General features: G+C 41.7%; 12 protein-coding genes. 6 read left to right on the top strand and 6 right to left on the bottom strand.

Features of this window, described 5'->3' with window-relative positions:
- Nucleotides 1–475 precede the first annotated feature (475 nt).
- The 3 genes from BCT11_RS24430 to BCT11_RS24415 all read left to right on the top strand — a co-directional run bounded on the left by BCT11_RS24430 (nucleotide 476) and on the right by BCT11_RS24415 (nucleotide 4,426).
- Nucleotides 476–1,783, top strand: coding sequence for a hypothetical protein (locus BCT11_RS24430; RefSeq protein WP_102389507.1), 1,308 nt, complete (start codon nucleotides 476–478; stop codon nucleotides 1,781–1,783).
- Between the two features lie 152 nt (nucleotides 1,784–1,935).
- Nucleotides 1,936–3,354 (top strand): hypothetical protein, encoded by a 1,419-nt coding sequence (locus BCT11_RS24420; RefSeq protein WP_102389506.1) that lies wholly within the window; start codon nucleotides 1,936–1,938, stop codon nucleotides 3,352–3,354.
- A 244-nt stretch (nucleotides 3,355–3,598) separates the two neighbouring features.
- Nucleotides 3,599–4,426, top strand: a complete 828-nt coding sequence (locus tag BCT11_RS24415) for a restriction endonuclease (protein ID WP_102389505.1) — start codon at nucleotides 3,599–3,601, stop codon at nucleotides 4,424–4,426.
- 282 nt (nucleotides 4,427–4,708) lie between these two features.
- On the opposite strand, the gene BCT11_RS24410 is transcribed toward BCT11_RS24415, so the two are convergent.
- Nucleotides 4,709–5,194: a hypothetical protein gene (locus BCT11_RS24410; protein WP_020195410.1), complete on the bottom strand. Its 486-nt coding sequence runs from the start codon at nucleotides 5,192–5,194 to the stop codon at nucleotides 4,709–4,711.
- Between the two features lie 125 nt (nucleotides 5,195–5,319).
- Here BCT11_RS24410 and BCT11_RS24405 point away from each other — a divergent pair, with 125 nt between their 5' ends.
- Nucleotides 5,320–5,589: a helix-turn-helix domain-containing protein gene (locus BCT11_RS24405; RefSeq protein WP_052268492.1), complete on the top strand. Its 270-nt coding sequence runs from the start codon at nucleotides 5,320–5,322 to the stop codon at nucleotides 5,587–5,589.
- 935 nt (nucleotides 5,590–6,524) lie between these two features.
- The gene (locus BCT11_RS24400) at nucleotides 6,525–8,882 is read left to right on the top strand and encodes a hypothetical protein (RefSeq protein ID WP_102389508.1); all 2,358 of its coding nucleotides are present in this window, start codon (nucleotides 6,525–6,527) and stop codon (nucleotides 8,880–8,882) included.
- A 152-nt stretch (nucleotides 8,883–9,034) separates the two neighbouring features.
- Here the strand turns inward: BCT11_RS24400 and BCT11_RS24395 are convergent, their stop codons facing one another.
- Together BCT11_RS24395 and BCT11_RS24390 are read right to left on the bottom strand one after the other, a co-directional pair.
- Nucleotides 9,035–10,417 carry a DEAD/DEAH box helicase family protein gene (locus BCT11_RS24395; RefSeq protein WP_102389504.1) on the bottom strand — a complete coding sequence of 461 codons (1,383 nt, stop codon included), beginning with the start codon at nucleotides 10,415–10,417 and terminating at the stop codon, nucleotides 9,035–9,037.
- A complete protein-coding gene (locus BCT11_RS24390) occupies nucleotides 10,411–10,941 on the bottom strand; it encodes a hypothetical protein (RefSeq protein ID WP_102389503.1) in 531 nt (176 codons plus the stop codon). Before BCT11_RS24390 ends, BCT11_RS24395 begins: the two co-directional genes overlap by 7 nt.
- A gap of 98 nt (nucleotides 10,942–11,039) precedes the next feature.
- Between BCT11_RS24390 and BCT11_RS24385 the strand changes: the two genes are divergently transcribed.
- Nucleotides 11,040–11,354 carry a helix-turn-helix transcriptional regulator gene (locus BCT11_RS24385; protein WP_102389502.1) on the top strand — a complete coding sequence of 105 codons (315 nt, stop codon included), beginning with the start codon at nucleotides 11,040–11,042 and terminating at the stop codon, nucleotides 11,352–11,354.
- Here BCT11_RS24385 and greB read toward each other — a convergent pair.
- Genes greB through BCT11_RS24370 form a run of 3 tightly spaced genes read right to left on the bottom strand, consistent with a single transcriptional unit; the run spans nucleotide 11,351 to nucleotide 15,572 of the window.
- Nucleotides 11,351–11,830, bottom strand: a complete 480-nt coding sequence (gene greB, locus BCT11_RS24380; RefSeq protein WP_102389501.1) for a transcription elongation factor GreB — start codon at nucleotides 11,828–11,830, stop codon at nucleotides 11,351–11,353. The two genes, BCT11_RS24385 and greB, sit on opposite strands and share 4 nt — an antisense overlap.
- 18 nt (nucleotides 11,831–11,848) lie before the next feature.
- A complete protein-coding gene (gene gmtX / locus BCT11_RS24375; RefSeq protein ID WP_102389500.1) occupies nucleotides 11,849–12,472 on the bottom strand; it encodes a gamma-mobile-trio protein GmtX in 624 nt (207 codons plus the stop codon).
- A 1-nt stretch (nucleotide 12,473) separates the two neighbouring features.
- Nucleotides 12,474–15,572, bottom strand: coding sequence for a VPA1269 family protein (locus BCT11_RS24370; RefSeq protein WP_241909058.1), 3,099 nt, complete (start codon nucleotides 15,570–15,572; stop codon nucleotides 12,474–12,476).
- Nucleotides 15,573–15,597 lie beyond the last annotated feature (25 nt).

The raw sequence follows: 15,597 nt of genomic DNA, 5'->3' as shown, positions 1-15,597 counted from the left end.
TTCATCATATAACGCACCTTACGCGGATTCACTTATGTTCATCATGCTGACTACCTAGCACTCACCCGATTTATGGTTATCAGGAGGATCGTTCTCTCACGATTTAGATCCCGATTGGCAAATACCAACCTTCGTTACATTGTCAGACTCGCTACTTTATTCAGAGTCCTAGGTTCATCTGGTGATACAGATGGTTCACTCTTTGAGCGGTGAACAGCGCTTCATACGACCTCACGTCGCACGCCCCAAAATGAGTCTAACGACCTCATGAACTTCATAACTAATTCTAATAGTGTGATGCCCTTATACAGCCTCAACCTGATTTTTCTCATCTTTGTGATACTATTTGCACATTGTTTGTTAGCAAGTGTTGTAGTGTATAACTGCCAAATTACACAGATTAGACCCTCACAGCGAGAACTAACAAGAGCTATAGCGCAACGAAAATTTTTAGTATGGTTAGGAATAATAATAAATGAATGTTGAAGATGTTTTTGGGGTTAGTGGCAAGCAAGTTGCTAGCTATGTAGAACGAGTTCACGTTGATGATAAGTTCAAAGATGCGTTGCGAACTGATAAGCAAATAATTGTATATGGTTCATCAAAACAAGGTAAAACAGCCTTAGTTAAGAAATATATACCGTATGAAGATAATATCCTCATTAGTTTGTCTCCGAAGACAACTTTAAAGGATATATATCAGTCAATTCTTCGCAAGTCTGGCGTCGTACTTAAAACTTCATATACAGAAGGTACGGGAGATACAACCAAAGTAAAGTCTAAGGCATCAATTCAAGGTGCAGTAGCGATGGTTATGAAAGGGAAAGTGGAGGTAGGATTAGAGAAAGATCGAACTGCAAAAACTGACGAGCAGTTCGATGAGATCGAGTTTAATTTGGAGTTGCCTGATGACGTAGCAGATCTAATTCATCGTGTAGGGCATAAGAAGGTAGTTATTCTCGAAAATTTCCACTATTTACCAGAAGAGCTACAACGTACTTTTGCATATGATTTGAGAACATTTCAAGACTTGAAAATCAGATTCATCATATTAGGTGTTTGGAAAGAGGCTAATCGTCTAGCTCAATATAATGGTGAATTGCAGGATCGGGTATATGAAATCCCTGTCGAACCATGGCTTGAAGATGACTTTCGGGAAATAGCAAGAAAAGGCGAAGAACTATTAAATATCAAGTTTGCGACTGTTATCTTAGAGCAGTGCATCGAAAATGCTTTTTCTAGCGTTGGAGTGTTCCAAGAACTTTTGAAAAATACATGTTTTGAAAGTGGTGTGGTTAACAAGCAAAGCTCTTCAACGTTTCTGGAAAATTTGGATGCATTTGAACGAGCAATTACCAGTAAAACAGAAGAGTATTCTGGTAGACATCTTAGAAATTTGGAGTCTATTGCATGTGGTAACGGCGTTCAAATCTCCAAAGATAAGCCATTACCCTATTTCCTTCAGTACTATATTGTAATGCACATATTGGAGATTGGTTATCGTGGACTAAACGGCGGAATTACAAAGGAAGCATTGCTACATGGTATTAAGCAAGTTCATCACAGAAAGGATGAGCTTAGAGGTGCTCAGTTGACGGCAGTACTAAAAGGCTTGACCGAGTTACAAGCCAACAAAGGAATTAGCCCTCCTGTAATTGCATACGATTCTAATAGCCGTCAGCTTAAGGTAGTTGACTCAACGTTCTATTTTTTCCTTAAGAATGCGCAATTGGAAGACATAAAAGATGAAATTATTTGCCCTATGGACGGGTTAGAGTCATAGCGCTATCAATCTGTTTAAGAGCGATTCGCAACGCTTGGCATTTTTGCTATGCGTTGCGTTTTGTGTTTAAGGTGGTATGCGGGAGCTTCGGTATTGCGTCGCTCACACCTTAACAGGGCGTTAGATTTTCATTTGAAATTTGGAGTATAAATATGAGTAATCCAATAGTGGTTACATCTCAGAATCAAGTAACAACGGGTGTTGATCAATTTTCAAATGGGTTGACAACTTATCTTGGAGAACTAGGTTTACCGACAAGTCAGGTACTAGTTCCAGTGACTGAAAGGTCGCGTGTAATAAACAACCTGCCTGAAGTGATCACTCTAATTGATAACAATCAGCGTACAACTTCTATCTATCTCTCGAAATTTATCGCAGCTTGCGGGGCTGGCTTATTTGATGCTGCCTTAAATTTCATTTGGGATGAGACAGTCGTTAATCTACGTAATAAAGTTATACGCTTTGATATTGAGTATTTTTATGACAGTGTGGTTACTGATGAAAATCGTAGGAAAAAGCTAAAAGACGAGCATGACTTAGTCAAAATCGAAGAGTGGGAATTAGTGAGAGGCTGCCATCTTACAGGCATCTTATCTGATATCGGTTATAAACATCTAGATTATATTCGTGATATGCGTAACTGGGCTAGTGCTGCACATCCTAACCAGAATGAACTGACAGGTTTTCAATTAATTTCTTGGCTGGAAACTTGTATTAAAGAGGTTATTGGCAAGGAGCCAGAGGGTGTCGCAATTGAAATTAAACGCTTTTTGGGCAATATCCGCAATAATGTATTAACTACCACCGATGCAGATCATATTAAAGCTGCCTTAGAGCATTTACCTCAGGATCTAGGAACATCCTTACTGCGAACTTTATTTGGTATGTATACTGCCCAAAATGCTGCTATGCAGGTCAAAAATAACATTCGTTTGATTTGTAGTAAATCTTGGCAAATAGCTCCAGATGCAGTGCGTTTTGAGTGTGGCTTGAAGTATGCGACTTATGCATCAAATGGGGAAACATTGCGTAAGGACGCGGCAAATGAATTTTTAACTTTAGTTAATGGCTTGCCTTATCTTCCTAAAGATACTTTAGCTGTAGAGCTATCTGAAAAAATTAGTAACCTTTACATGGCTCATACAGGTCACAACAACTTCTATAATGAGCCTGCTCATGCACGAATTTTAGACTCTTACGTTTCCTCTACAGGATTAGTGCCTGATTCAGTGAGGAAGCAATACGTAAAAACTGTCGTAATGGCGAAAATCGGCAATGGTCATGGCATTTCTACTATGGCAGAGTCGTACTATGACAACATGCTCACTAAATTTGGTGACGATGAGATCAAGGAGTTTGTCTTCCTTCTCTCTGATAGTGAAGTATCTTCAAGAGTGTGCTTATTATCTTGCAATCAAGGTTTTAAAAACTTGGCTACTTATTTTGCTGGCAAAACTACAAATCAAGTTTCTTTACAAGCCATTGGATTTATTTCTCAGGCAACGATTCAGCAATTACCTAATCTCGGTAAAGATACTCGCTATCAAACAGTATTAGCGTCCTTTGCTTAGAAGCAACCATACAAGAGTTTAAGGTTTCAAGATACTTTTTCTAATCTGTTCTAAACGATTTAGAGCTTTGAATCTAAATCGTTTATGTCCAGAAGTGTGCCAGACCCCAAAGTAAGCAGTGACATACAGTCCGAGAAAAGTTTCAAACTTTAATGTTCAAGTTCTAATCTTTATTGTCAGAGTTCAGATCTTAGTTGTCCATCGACAATTAAATGCGCTTTGGTGCATATTTAAGGAAAGGTTAATGGCAAGGAAAAGTGATGGCATCATCTGGCATTTGATGGATGCACCGTGGTGGTTAAGTGTGATTTTATCGATAGGTGTGTATGTCGCCCTTTCATACGTATTACCAGAGCTTGCTGCCAGCAGTAACAACTTTGTTTTCAATGCTGTCGCCCCAAATCTTTCCATGTTCGCACCGTATTTTGCGTTGCTGTTTTTTATTCCCGCGCCGATTGCTTTTTTTAAACAATTCCAGAGAAGGCAGAGGTATCGGACGACCACTTCACATATTCGCTCGAGACGAGTAACCACGCCATTTCACCAATTAAGCTGGCTAGAGTTTGAGTCCTATGTCGGCGAGTACTTTAAGCATCAAGGTTATACCGTGAAGCAGTCTTTTTCACAAAAGCCTGACGGTGGCATTGATATTTGGTTGACGAAAGATGGTGAATTGAGCCTAGTGCAATGTAAACACTGGAAGGCCAAGAAAGTTGGCATTCAGGTACTTCGAGAAATGTACGGTGTCATGATAGAGCACAACGCAAGCAAAATGATTATCGTCACATCAGGAGACTTTACATCGGAAGCCATTGCTTACGCGCAAGATAAACGCCTGTGGTTGGTCAACGGCTCAGAGCTGGTTCATATGATTGAGGATGGACGGAGCTTTGAAAATAAACCACCAAAGCCAACGAGCGACGTGAAACCGGTACCGAAAGTGTGCCCAAACTGTCAGTCTGTCCTTGTAAAACGAATGGCGAAACGAGGAGTAAATAAAGGGAAGGCATTCTATGGCTGCACTTCGTTTCCAACGTGTCGATACACGATTGATTATTCAAAGCCTAATTAGCGATGCTGCTCCTAAGAGGTATCAGATTAATGAGCGGTAATTAATGGGTTTTGCCGAAAAACAAACAAGGATAAAGGCAGTCTGTGGGCGGCTTTTCACATCCTTGTACGTCCCTATAGCTGTACTCAATGCTCTCACTTTAACCCACAGTTCGAAAAGCCGCATCGCTAGTTTAAGAGGCTTCTAGAGCACCAACAAGTAGGTATTGTCGTCATACTTTGAAGTTATAGCGAGCCTCCCAAAATAGAGATAGGCTACTGATAATTCGAGGGATAACGTTTGTTATCTTGGTTTGGCTATTTTGTTACTTTCGGTCGCTTGCCGCAATACTTGCCAAATGTCGGGTAAGCGGTGACCTAGCCTTTGTAACGTCATCACAATTTGAGACTGGTGATGCTCATCCGTTGGAGCGCCATGACCAAAGCGCAACTCTTTACAGCGCTGAGCTTGTGCTAGATGGTCAAAATCAGCCGTCAACTCTAACAAGGCTTTTTCTACTTGCCGGTAGTTAAAGCAACCTATCGACAAGGTTTGCGCGATGATGCTCAGCCCTAAGTGCATCGACATCATTTTTTTCAGCTCGCGCTGAATATCGGCACTGTCATCAATGCGGTACTGCTCGTAGAAGGGCACTAAGTGCGGATATATGTGTGATGGCTTTAGGTTTGACATTAGACGCTGGCGCACGACTAAGGACGAGGCGTTAGGATGGCGTTCTAAAATATGTTCGATGCGACGCTGTAATTGTGCATCATTGAGTCTTCCCATCTCTTCTCAACGTTCAGCATTCAGATAACGTCATTTTGCCATATTGCGTCTCAAGCTTGACCAAGTATTTTGAGAGTTGTGTCGTATAATGGGGGCATTCATCGTCATAACACAGCAATACCATCATGCCTTGTAAACCTATTGATAATAAACTCTTTCTAGAGCACCTCAATGCGCTTCTTTCACACACTCGTGATAGTCGAACCGCCACACCGGATGTGTCTGCTCTTTTGCCATTTGTTCGAGACGTTGTGCTTGAGGAAGTCGTCATACACTGTCGAGGCAATCAAGCGAAAGCCTCCAGAATACTAGGCTTGAATCGAGGTACGCTACGCACCCACATGCGTCGAATAAACAAACAAAACGTAACGATGGCGCTCAATGACGGCGCTTGAGTACCCCTTCTGACCTCAGGACTAAGCCACTCTTTGATTTCGAATTGGAATGCTTTATTGGGCAAACGGCACTGCTATTTTTCGCTCTCTCAGATACGACAAAGCCACAAGCAGGGCCTGTGGCTTTGTATAACAGCGACAGAATGTTTTTCATTCAATTTGAAGAGGGAACGCATTCTGTGTGCAGCGCTGGGCGTTTTATCACCACAATAGGGAGGGAAAACACCTAAGCTTATCGGATGTCCTCGGTGGGCTGCTTTGCAGTTATGCCAAGTTCAAATCGATACCATTACTTCTGGCCAGATAGTAAATAGTAACTCAAAGAAAAAGCAGGGATACCCGAGGCTCTCGAGCATAGTCTAAAATTGAGCGTTGAAAATCGCAAGTTTACCAGATGTCAAAATGAAGATAGTTGACGGTATTTTCCCTAAAAGAGTCCTGAAATGAACTTCTAGCAGCAAGCAGTCATAGGGATAATTTGTTCAACAGGTTGTTGGACAAGTTCTCGTACCCAATTATGCAAGAGGCTCTTGCAAAATTGCGAAACAAGTTATTTCGTAAAACGCTTACTCGTCACATCGTTTTGGCAGTAGGACTAACATGGGCATTGTTAATCAATCAACTACCGAGTATTCCTCGGCAGTTGGATTCGGGAAGTGTTGCAAAATGTGCAATAGTTGCCTGAGAGGTGAAAAACTTCAGTTGTTGCAAAATCAGCAGCAACTGTCACCGCTCCAATTGTGCAGCAGCCTGTTGCACAAATTAGCCTGAGTCAAAAATGCCCAAAGCTTGTTAGCTCCAGTACTACTCGTTTTTGCGCAAAAGCACACCCGAATATGCAACAGAGTGATATTATTGATAGTGCTATAACCGCGTATCCTATGGTTCAGAAACTAATCCACAGGATTAAAGGAAGAAATAACTCGGACAGAATCATGAGTAAAAATAGTAAGCTTCGTAGAGATGCTAAACGGAAAAAAGCTAAAAAAACGAACAAAAATACAAATGCTACCCCACAAAAATCAGACACTGCTTCTATGCCAGTTATGACACAGGTCAACAATCCATTTTCTGGATTATCCGACGAACAACGCAAAGAAGCACTATCTAAAATGGGAAAAAAAAGTAAAGAGATCGTTATTGAATCTCTCGATTTTTTTGAGGACACGTTGCGTAAGTATGACGCTATAACATTGATCTCTAATATTGCGTGTTATGGCCTTACTGTTGGTGTAAGTGATTCAGGAGTATCATCAAGGGATTCTACCTCAGGAGTACAACAAGCGCATGTAGAGTTACTTCAAGCAATTTTGTTAAAAATACCTGAGGATGAAGTTGGTTTATACCCGATAACTCCAGATGTTGTGCAAACTGTTATAGATAAGCTTCGCGAAGTTAGTCAGGCATTTGCATTTAGTCGAATTAGTGATAGTTCGATTGAACTTTCCGATAGCGAAAGTGCAATAAGCCTCATTCAAGAAAAGCTAAGAGGTCACACTCAGATAGTTCGAAACTGGGGTTTCTACTCTCAAGTTAAAACGGTGTGTAAAGAGTTATACTCAAATTTCGATGGCTTGCTGTCTAATAAGTTGGGCTTTACCGCTTCGGATATCATTGCAACTTTCGAAGCCCTAACGGACGTCATGGAAGATAATTTATCACAACGCTTTAAAATCTTGTCTGAGCTTACCACGGCAAAGAAACCATTTGATCTGCTGTTAATGTATCACCAGTTGATTGGTCAAGGACAAAAGGAAGCTGAAGAATTTGCAAGCCAGATAGATATATCACACATGTCTAAGCAGAAAGTATTTGCAATGTGTTTGTCCCATTTCGATTTGAGAATGGCGGACTACTATCTGGTTGACTTCGATAAGGTCTCTGAAGCAACAGGCTTGGATCCTTGCAAAGTAAAAGACATTGCTGATTTGTTCTCGTATTCTCTTGGTGACTTAAAAAATAAAAAGACCTTCTTCTTTTTTTTAGATAACCCTGTTTGGCACAAACCAATAATTGTTTCTGGGAACAAGTACTACTGCATGCTACCTCAGCTATTCTTTAGTTTCGCTCTAGGTACGTTAGACGAGATAGTTGAAAAATATGATAAAGAGGGGCTACATAAGCGGCGAGCCCTATATTTAGAAAATAAAATTGAAAGTATTGTAAAGACACGCTTTCCTACCTCTAAAGTCGTCTCTGGGATTAAGTGGAGCCATGATGATGCGCAGTACGAAACTGATCTTATCGCTTTTATTGATTCGCATGCGATTATCATAGAAGCCAAATCTCATAAAATCTCGAAACCAGCGTTGAGAGGTGCCCCAGATCGAATAAGAAGGCACCTTCAAGAAGTACTGATTGATCCTAGCGTTCAGTCTTATCGTTTAGAGCAAAAACTTAATGAAATTCGAGATGGAAATTTACTTGATGATTTAGTTGAGAACTTGCCGATTAATATTCACGACATTAATAAGGTTCTGAGAGTTTCGGTATCATTGGAAGACTTTGCTACCCTTCAGTCAAACTTACGCTTATTCGAAGCCACTGGCTGGCTTCCTGATGAGTTCGTAGCTTGTCCTTCAATGAATATCGGGGATTTCGAAACCTTGTTCGACCTCTTAGAACATCCAGTTCAGATAGTGCATTACCTATTGAGAAGGACAGAACTTGAAGAGAATTACAAGTTTGTTGGTGATGAATTAGACTTCTTAGGACTGTATCTTTCAACTTTGCTGAACATGGGAAATATGGCTGATGATCCATCTGTGGAGATGATTATTACTGACATGTCAAAACCAATAGATCTCTACTATATGTCTAAAGAACAAGGGATTAATGTAGATAAGCCTCAGCCAAAGACGTCACGTTGGTTCAGAGATATATTTCACACACTTGAACAAAGAGCGACACCCCGATGGAGTGAGATCGGCTGTATTCTGAATCGTTTTCCTCCAGACGATCAAAGAAAGATAGTGAAGCATATTGAAGACCTTTCGAAAATTGTCCAAAGAAACTGGAAAATCGAAGGTCACAAAAATAGCCTGATCTACAGTCCGCCTGAGAGTTCAGAGTATGCTTTAGCTGTCGTGTTATTTAAAAATGAAAACCGTGAAAAGCGCTATGATTTTATTGACAATGCATCGTCAATGGGATTAGAGCCTGACCATGTAAAATACTGCCTAGTTATTGCAGTGAATATTGATCAGGAAGACCATCCTTATCACTTCATTGCACTGACTGAGAAAGAAATATCAGATGCCAAGAGTCTAGAAGAAGTAGCTAACGTAAGTTAGTCCAATTACGGTGGACAAGGAAAGTTCACCAGCCACATTAAGGAAGGTCATTTTGCTGCAATATTGGAAGAAATCCGAGTAGTCAGATTCCTCCAAGGGTAGTAACTCACTTCTGTCCCGCTATGAGTTGCGAGCGATGATCACATAGCCATTTACTCTGAAACAAAAGCCAAAATAACTCTTTGCCTGAAAGCTCCAAGTTTAAGTTCATCACGCGCTTCTAGTCCTCTTCCACCGTGATTTACTTGGCTGGTTTGTTCTCCCCACGAGACGTCTGTGCTCACGCCGCTTCTACTCAGTAATGAAGGGGTTATAACATTTGAGCTATTTGATTGATTAAAGAGATCAGATTCAATTGGTTGTCCCATGTTTACGTAGAGACAAGTTTCTGGGATGTCTTGCGCAATACGCTCTGAAAACTCTATGAGGCTTTGCTCTGCAAAAGTGTATAGCCACGCCTGTTGGTTTTCTATTCCATTTACCCGAAGAATACGCCCCAGTACTTGTCTAAAGTACAGCTCAGTTTTCACAGCGCTCATATGGCAGCAAACTTGAAGTCGAGGTATATCGGTGCCTTCGCTGATCATTCCAACGCTGACAATCCATTGAGCATCACTTTGACGATAGCGTTCTATTTCAGCTAAGGGATCTTCATGACGATAAGTAACAATTGATACCGTTTGTGTATATTTTTCAACGAGTATGTTTTTGATAGTTTGTGCATGCTGAACAGAAGAGGCTACAACTAACCCTCCCGCATTGGGCGATTGAGAACGTATTTCTGCAAGCTTGTTACAACCCAGTCCAAGTAGGTATTCCATTGCCTCTTGATTGTGTATTACGCTCTGATAAGAAGCTTTAGTTTGCTTCAGCATCTCTAGGATCGACGAATACGATTCTGCTTTTCCGTCGCTGGTTATCGACAAGTGTTCATTGTCGACGAGTACAATTTTTGGCGCTCTACAAACATGGCCGGCAACGGCTTGCTTGAGAGTGTATTGATAGTCGACTAAGATCTGCCCATCAGGATCGCTATACTGCGCCATCACTATCGGTAGTGCATCGGAACGCCAAGGTGTACCTGAAAGCGCTAAGGTGTAGGTAGCCAGTCCCTGAATCTTGGTTAGGATCTGTTGCCCCCAAACGTTCGCTTTTTCATACTCCGAGCCAGAGCAATGATGTATCTCATCAAACACTACAAACACCCTGTAGTTACGTAGCGTCTGCCAAAACTCTTCGCTGAAAAACTGAATGGATTGGTAGGTTAGCGACTGTCCAATCGAGCCTAGACTACCATTAAAAGTGCAATTCAGAGTCTGAGAAAAAGTTCTTTTGATTCCATCAGCTACCGTTAAAGATGGAGAAAAACATAACACAAGGTCGATCAAATCATCGCGAAGTAGTCTTGATGCAACTGTTGCCGCAAGTACGGTTTTTCCGGCTCCCGGTGTCGCTTGACAGAAAAAGTGTTGGTGCTTTGCTCTAAATTTCTGGATAGCTTTTGCAGCGCACTCTGTCTGCCACTGTCTTAGCACGGTTGGCTCCCCTCTGAGAGAGTATTAAGGAGGTTCGTTAATCCATTTATTTTGCCAAGCAAGTGCGCTGAACGTTCTCTTGCTTGCTGTAACAATGGGGTTAATCGATCCTCTAGCTCAGGGAAACGGCATCTTAGTGATTGATATTCATCGATTTCACCAAGTACGATCTCTAATTCGCCTTTATATTCATTACTCTCACGAAGCAAAATCGAGTAGTCTGGAGAACATTCTTTTCTTAAAACTTCACGTTTGGCTTTTTTTCGAGGCACTGTTTTAAGTTCTCTAAATTGCTCGGTTTGAAAGTACTTTTTGTTTCTTCCTTTACCTTCACTTCGCAGCCAACCCCTTTGTTGATATTGCCATATTTGGCGATAAACCTTCTTCCGAGCCTCATCAGAGTTCTGTGTACCTTCTTCCAGTTTCAATGAAGCATCTCTCACCTCAACGACAGAAAACCCGTCCATTTCATCTTCAACCAACAACTTATGCATTACTGCACTGATTCTTATAGAACGTTTCATTTCCCGCCCACACACAAAACTAAGGATTGCTTAGTATACAGAAATGGATAAAACTAAGAAAATCTTAGTTACTATAGGTTTTCACAAATGAACCGAAAATGTCATTTACTAGCCCAATCCCAGCGCGACTTAAAGAAGCACGCAAAAAAGCCAAACTCTCCCAGAAAGCCTTGGGGGTGCGAATAGGTATGGATGAGGGTTCGGCAAGTGCCAGAATGAATCAGTATGAGAAAGCAAAACACGCTCCAGACATACAGACTCTAAAGCTCATTGCTAACGAGCTAGGCGTTCCTTTGAACTATTTCTTTTGTGAGGAAGAAAGCTCTGCCAAGTTGGCTTGCTTGATTGCAAAATTGAGCGAAGAAGAGAGACAAGAGCTTATCAATAAGTTGAACGGTTACAAAGATAGTTAGGGTTTGTTGTAGCTAATAGAGTTAACGAACCATTCTTTGTCACCTTCAGGTGTGCGAACCGTTACTTCATCATCAACTTCCTTCTTCAACAATGCTCTCGCCATTGGTGAATCAATAGAGATGTAGTCTTTTGCGTCTCCATAGATTTCTTCAGGGCCAACAATTCTGAATGTCTTAACATCACCGCCTTCATTCTCAATCTCAACCCAAGCTCCGAAGAAGACCTTTCCTTCTTGTTGAGGAGAGTAGTCAACAATGGTCACTTCAGGCAGAAACTTACGAAGGAAGCGCACACGACGGTCTATTTGACGAAGTAAGCGTTTGTTGAAGGTGTAGTCAGCGTTTTCCGAGCGATCACCCAAACTAGCTGCCCATGTAACGATTTTGGTAATCTCTGGACGCTTCTCATTCCACAGATGCTCGTGTTCCGCTTTGAGTTTGTTATAACCTTCTCTGGTGATTAGTTTTGTTTTCACTTCTACAATCCAAGTTATTTATAAGTTCTGTAAAGCCTTTTTGATTGCATCCAAAGTTGCTACAGGGAAAAAAGACTTTTGAGTATCATTCGAAACTATACTGCCATTTTTTCCAAGCTCCAATTGGTGTCTGCGTAAAAACTCACTAGAAATAAGGTACTCTAAGGCGCTTCGCTCCAACTCAGTGAGCTTAATCGACGCCACAGAAACATCGACGTTATCGAACACTTCAATAACCTGACTAATAGGCACTACTTCATTGAGTAGACGTTCTGCTTCCTTTTTCTGTGCGTAGAGAATATTGGCTTGAAGCTTAACTACTGGATCTTCTAGTTCATCTATCCAAGCGTGCATCTTACCTTTTGAGGTGTTTCGTACCGGCTTAGGTTGGTCTTTTGTTGAAGAGTTGAAGCTAGCAATTAAGGTTCGGTACGATTCCCCCGTCTTGTTCCGGATACTTTGTGCAGCTGGAACACCTCGCCCTTTTCCAAGTCGAGCTATCGTTGAATAACTGAAGTCGTTCAATCCGCGCTCTTGTTGCTCCTTGCATATGGTAAACACGGCATCTAATGAGTTCTGTACCCGAGATGATGCTTTCTTTTTTAGCTGACTCAGTAATTGCTCAGGAGTAATCTCTGACATGCTAACCAATCCTTTTTAGTGGCTTCGACTGCTCAAACAGCTCACGAATCGTCTTTTCGTCGAACTGGTTATCTATCGATAAGTCCTTTAGAGTCAAACTCCCATCCATGAGACGGTCAACGTTCTCCCAGCCTTTCAACCTTGTCAACATTAGCTCTGTTAGCTGGTTCCCTACTAGGAGTTGTTCTTCTTCGGACAGTAAGAAGAAATGAGGCTGGATGCCGTTTTCAACCATCATTTTGTCGATCATTTGAGAGCGTCTAGTGACCGCTAAATCGTCGTTACAACTGTGGTACAGCTCAGCGTTCGAACATACTTCTGATAGTTGATGGAAATTACTCACTTCGTCTAGCTCTACACCTAATGTAAATTCATGCGGCACAATAAGTTGATACCGATTCTCCGTGTTTTCTTTAGGCTTACGCATAAGAGTTTGACAATTATGGATGTGTCGGTGAATCGCGTTCATGTCTGAGAGGTACAAATCTAGCTTCTTCGCTCGTGTTTCAATTTCCGAGTTCAAGTGCATACGCTCCCCAACTAACCCACGTCTATCAGACTCTAAAGCCAACTTCTCTGAGCTATCCACTTTTATTTTGTAAAGTTGGTGATCAATGACATCTATCTTCTCTGCAATATTATCCAGCTTCTGCCCAAGGGAAGCGTAACGTATAGACTGAGTGTTTACGGCTAGGCTAATCTCATTGAACATGGCTGCAAGTCCAACCAAAAATGCAGGGCCGGTTATGAAGAATCGACACTGAAAGCAGTTCTGCTCACCCAAATAACCGGCTGGTACAGGGTGATATATGTTAGCTTTTGTGGCTACAGGACAGCCCCCTTCTGAACAAAAAGCACCTCCAACAGGGCAGATACCGAAATCTTTCCAAAGATAACTGGAGGCCGGCCGAGCATTGTCTAGTGAATTCAGTAGATCCACAGACGAGCCTACCAACTGTGATTTCACCTCTTCAATTCGTTGCTGCTCCACAAAGGATTTGAGCGTCTGAGTTGCTTTGCTCATCGCCTCCTTTTCTCCCACCTCCATTTTCTCTCGCAAGTTGGCTCCTGTCTTACCGCTCTTGGTATAATAGATTGTCATCAGAATGCTGGAGTGACCGACCAATTTCATAATGACTTCCAAAGGAATGCCAAATTCAAAGGCATACGCGTTAATCAGACTGACGCGCATTGAGTGTGGAGTGTAGGGAGATTTGAAGTGTGAAAGCGGTATCGTTTGACTCTTTTCCAACTCTTTAATCGATTGATTGTATTTCAATCCTTTGTAGGTAGCCGTTTTAATATCATTCTTGCCAGAAAAATACAGCGCCGCTGCAAGCCGTGTCGTTAGTCTACCACCAAATGTGCCAGGCTCTTTTTCTAGATAGTCTCGGAATAAAAAGCAATTAGACCCTTTTTGCTTACGCTGTACTTCGTTTAGATTGGTGCGCTCACAGTCAAGCCATTTCGTTGGCTCCTTAAGTGGATTATATTTTTGTTGCCACTTTCTAAGCTTTACCAACCAATACGCAAGCTCTATGGGCATGAAGGGAATCGTGTAGCCCGAACCATCAAACTTAGTCTTGTTCGATGTATAATGGACACCGAACTCTCCTTGGCCGGACTTACTCACCATACCCTGCCGGTTGGTTAAATCTGCCAACTTTGTCTTATTTTTCTTCCACACAACTTTACCGTTCTTAAAGTCGGCTAGTTCCTGATCGGCTTCTCCAGAATCGCAATAAACAATTTGCATACCTCGTGCGGGGAGTTGCATTAGTGAGTATGTATAGGTCCAGTATGTTGGAAACCAAAGGTAGGTTTTTCCATTTTCAACTTTGAAAACGCAGTCAGGGTCACTCTTATCAAGGATAGAGCTGTCTTTGATTTGCACCCAATCTGATGAAAAACGCTGCAAATGAGCTAAATCCCGATAGCTTAAATTTTTCTCTACAGAGTCCAATGGAAATATCCACTCTCGCCCTGCTTTTACATATTGATAGGGCAGAGCCATCTTGTCTGTTTCATTGACAACTTGAGGAGCAGTCTCTCCATTAAAGTTGATGTGACTAAAAGGGTTTTTAGCGTCCTTGATGTGAGTAATTTCTCCCGTCTCTGTATCTTCCAAAATAAGAAAACTAGAGATAATCCAATCTAAGAACTCATTGATTGAGAACGCCCATTTTTTTCTTCGTGTCACTGGAACTTGTTCAAACAGGTTCAGCATTGGCTGAATGTTTGTCGAGCCACGTGTGAGAAACTCCAACGGGGATGTTTCAAAACCATTTGGCTCAATGTATTCACGAACAAATTCACATAAGTCTTTCGCTTTGGTATCTCCCCCACGTGCAAACTTGAGAAACTCTTTTATCGTCTCCGCCCACAAAGACCATTCATCAGTAAAATATTTCACTTGATACGGTCGTTTAACTCCCCAGAAGTCATAAGTGTTAGTCCACCCCTTCCCCTGATAATACTTTTCTGGTTTTACTGGCATTCTTGGATCTTTAGATTCAACTCGAAGTTTTGCGTATTCAGCGAGACTGAAAACACCTATGCTTCGAACCAAAGCCACCAGTTCGTCATATCCATAAGGTCTTAGTATATCGAGAGCGTCATACCAATTGCTCCAATCGGGTATTCTTTTTTCAGGTTTGGAGGGTAATTGAGGATAGTTCTTTTGTGTAACTCTGTATTGAGATGAGTCTTTGATTCTTAGAATCGAACATGCTGTTTTGAACTGTTTCAGATTGGAAATATCTCTGGGCAATAAGAAGTGAATCCAGTTGACCCAATCATCACCATAAAACGTACCTGGCTCACAGGGAAGATGTTCGTCTTCTTTGTAGCGCCGCTGATATTCCTGCTGCGATTGAATGCCCAATCCTATCGCCGCTTCGCTGGCCTCTGCATATGTCGGATACCAAGACCGCTTCTCTTTATCCAGAAAACTAAACCAATCAATCCAGTCAGAAGCATAAATCTGATTTGGACTCGAGGGCAGACACTCATCTTCTTTGTATCGCTGCTTATATTCCGGCTGCGATTGAATGCCCAATCCTATCGCCGCTTTGCTGGCCTCTACATATGTCGAATACAAAGACCGCTTCTCTTTATCCAGAAAA

This window comes from Vibrio sp. 10N.222.52.B12, assembly GCF_002875385.1.
GTDB lineage: Bacteria > Pseudomonadota > Gammaproteobacteria > Enterobacterales > Vibrionaceae > Vibrio > Vibrio jasicida.
Note: the sequence above shows the minus strand (reverse complement) of the source record. Positions and strands in the feature narration are given on the sequence as shown.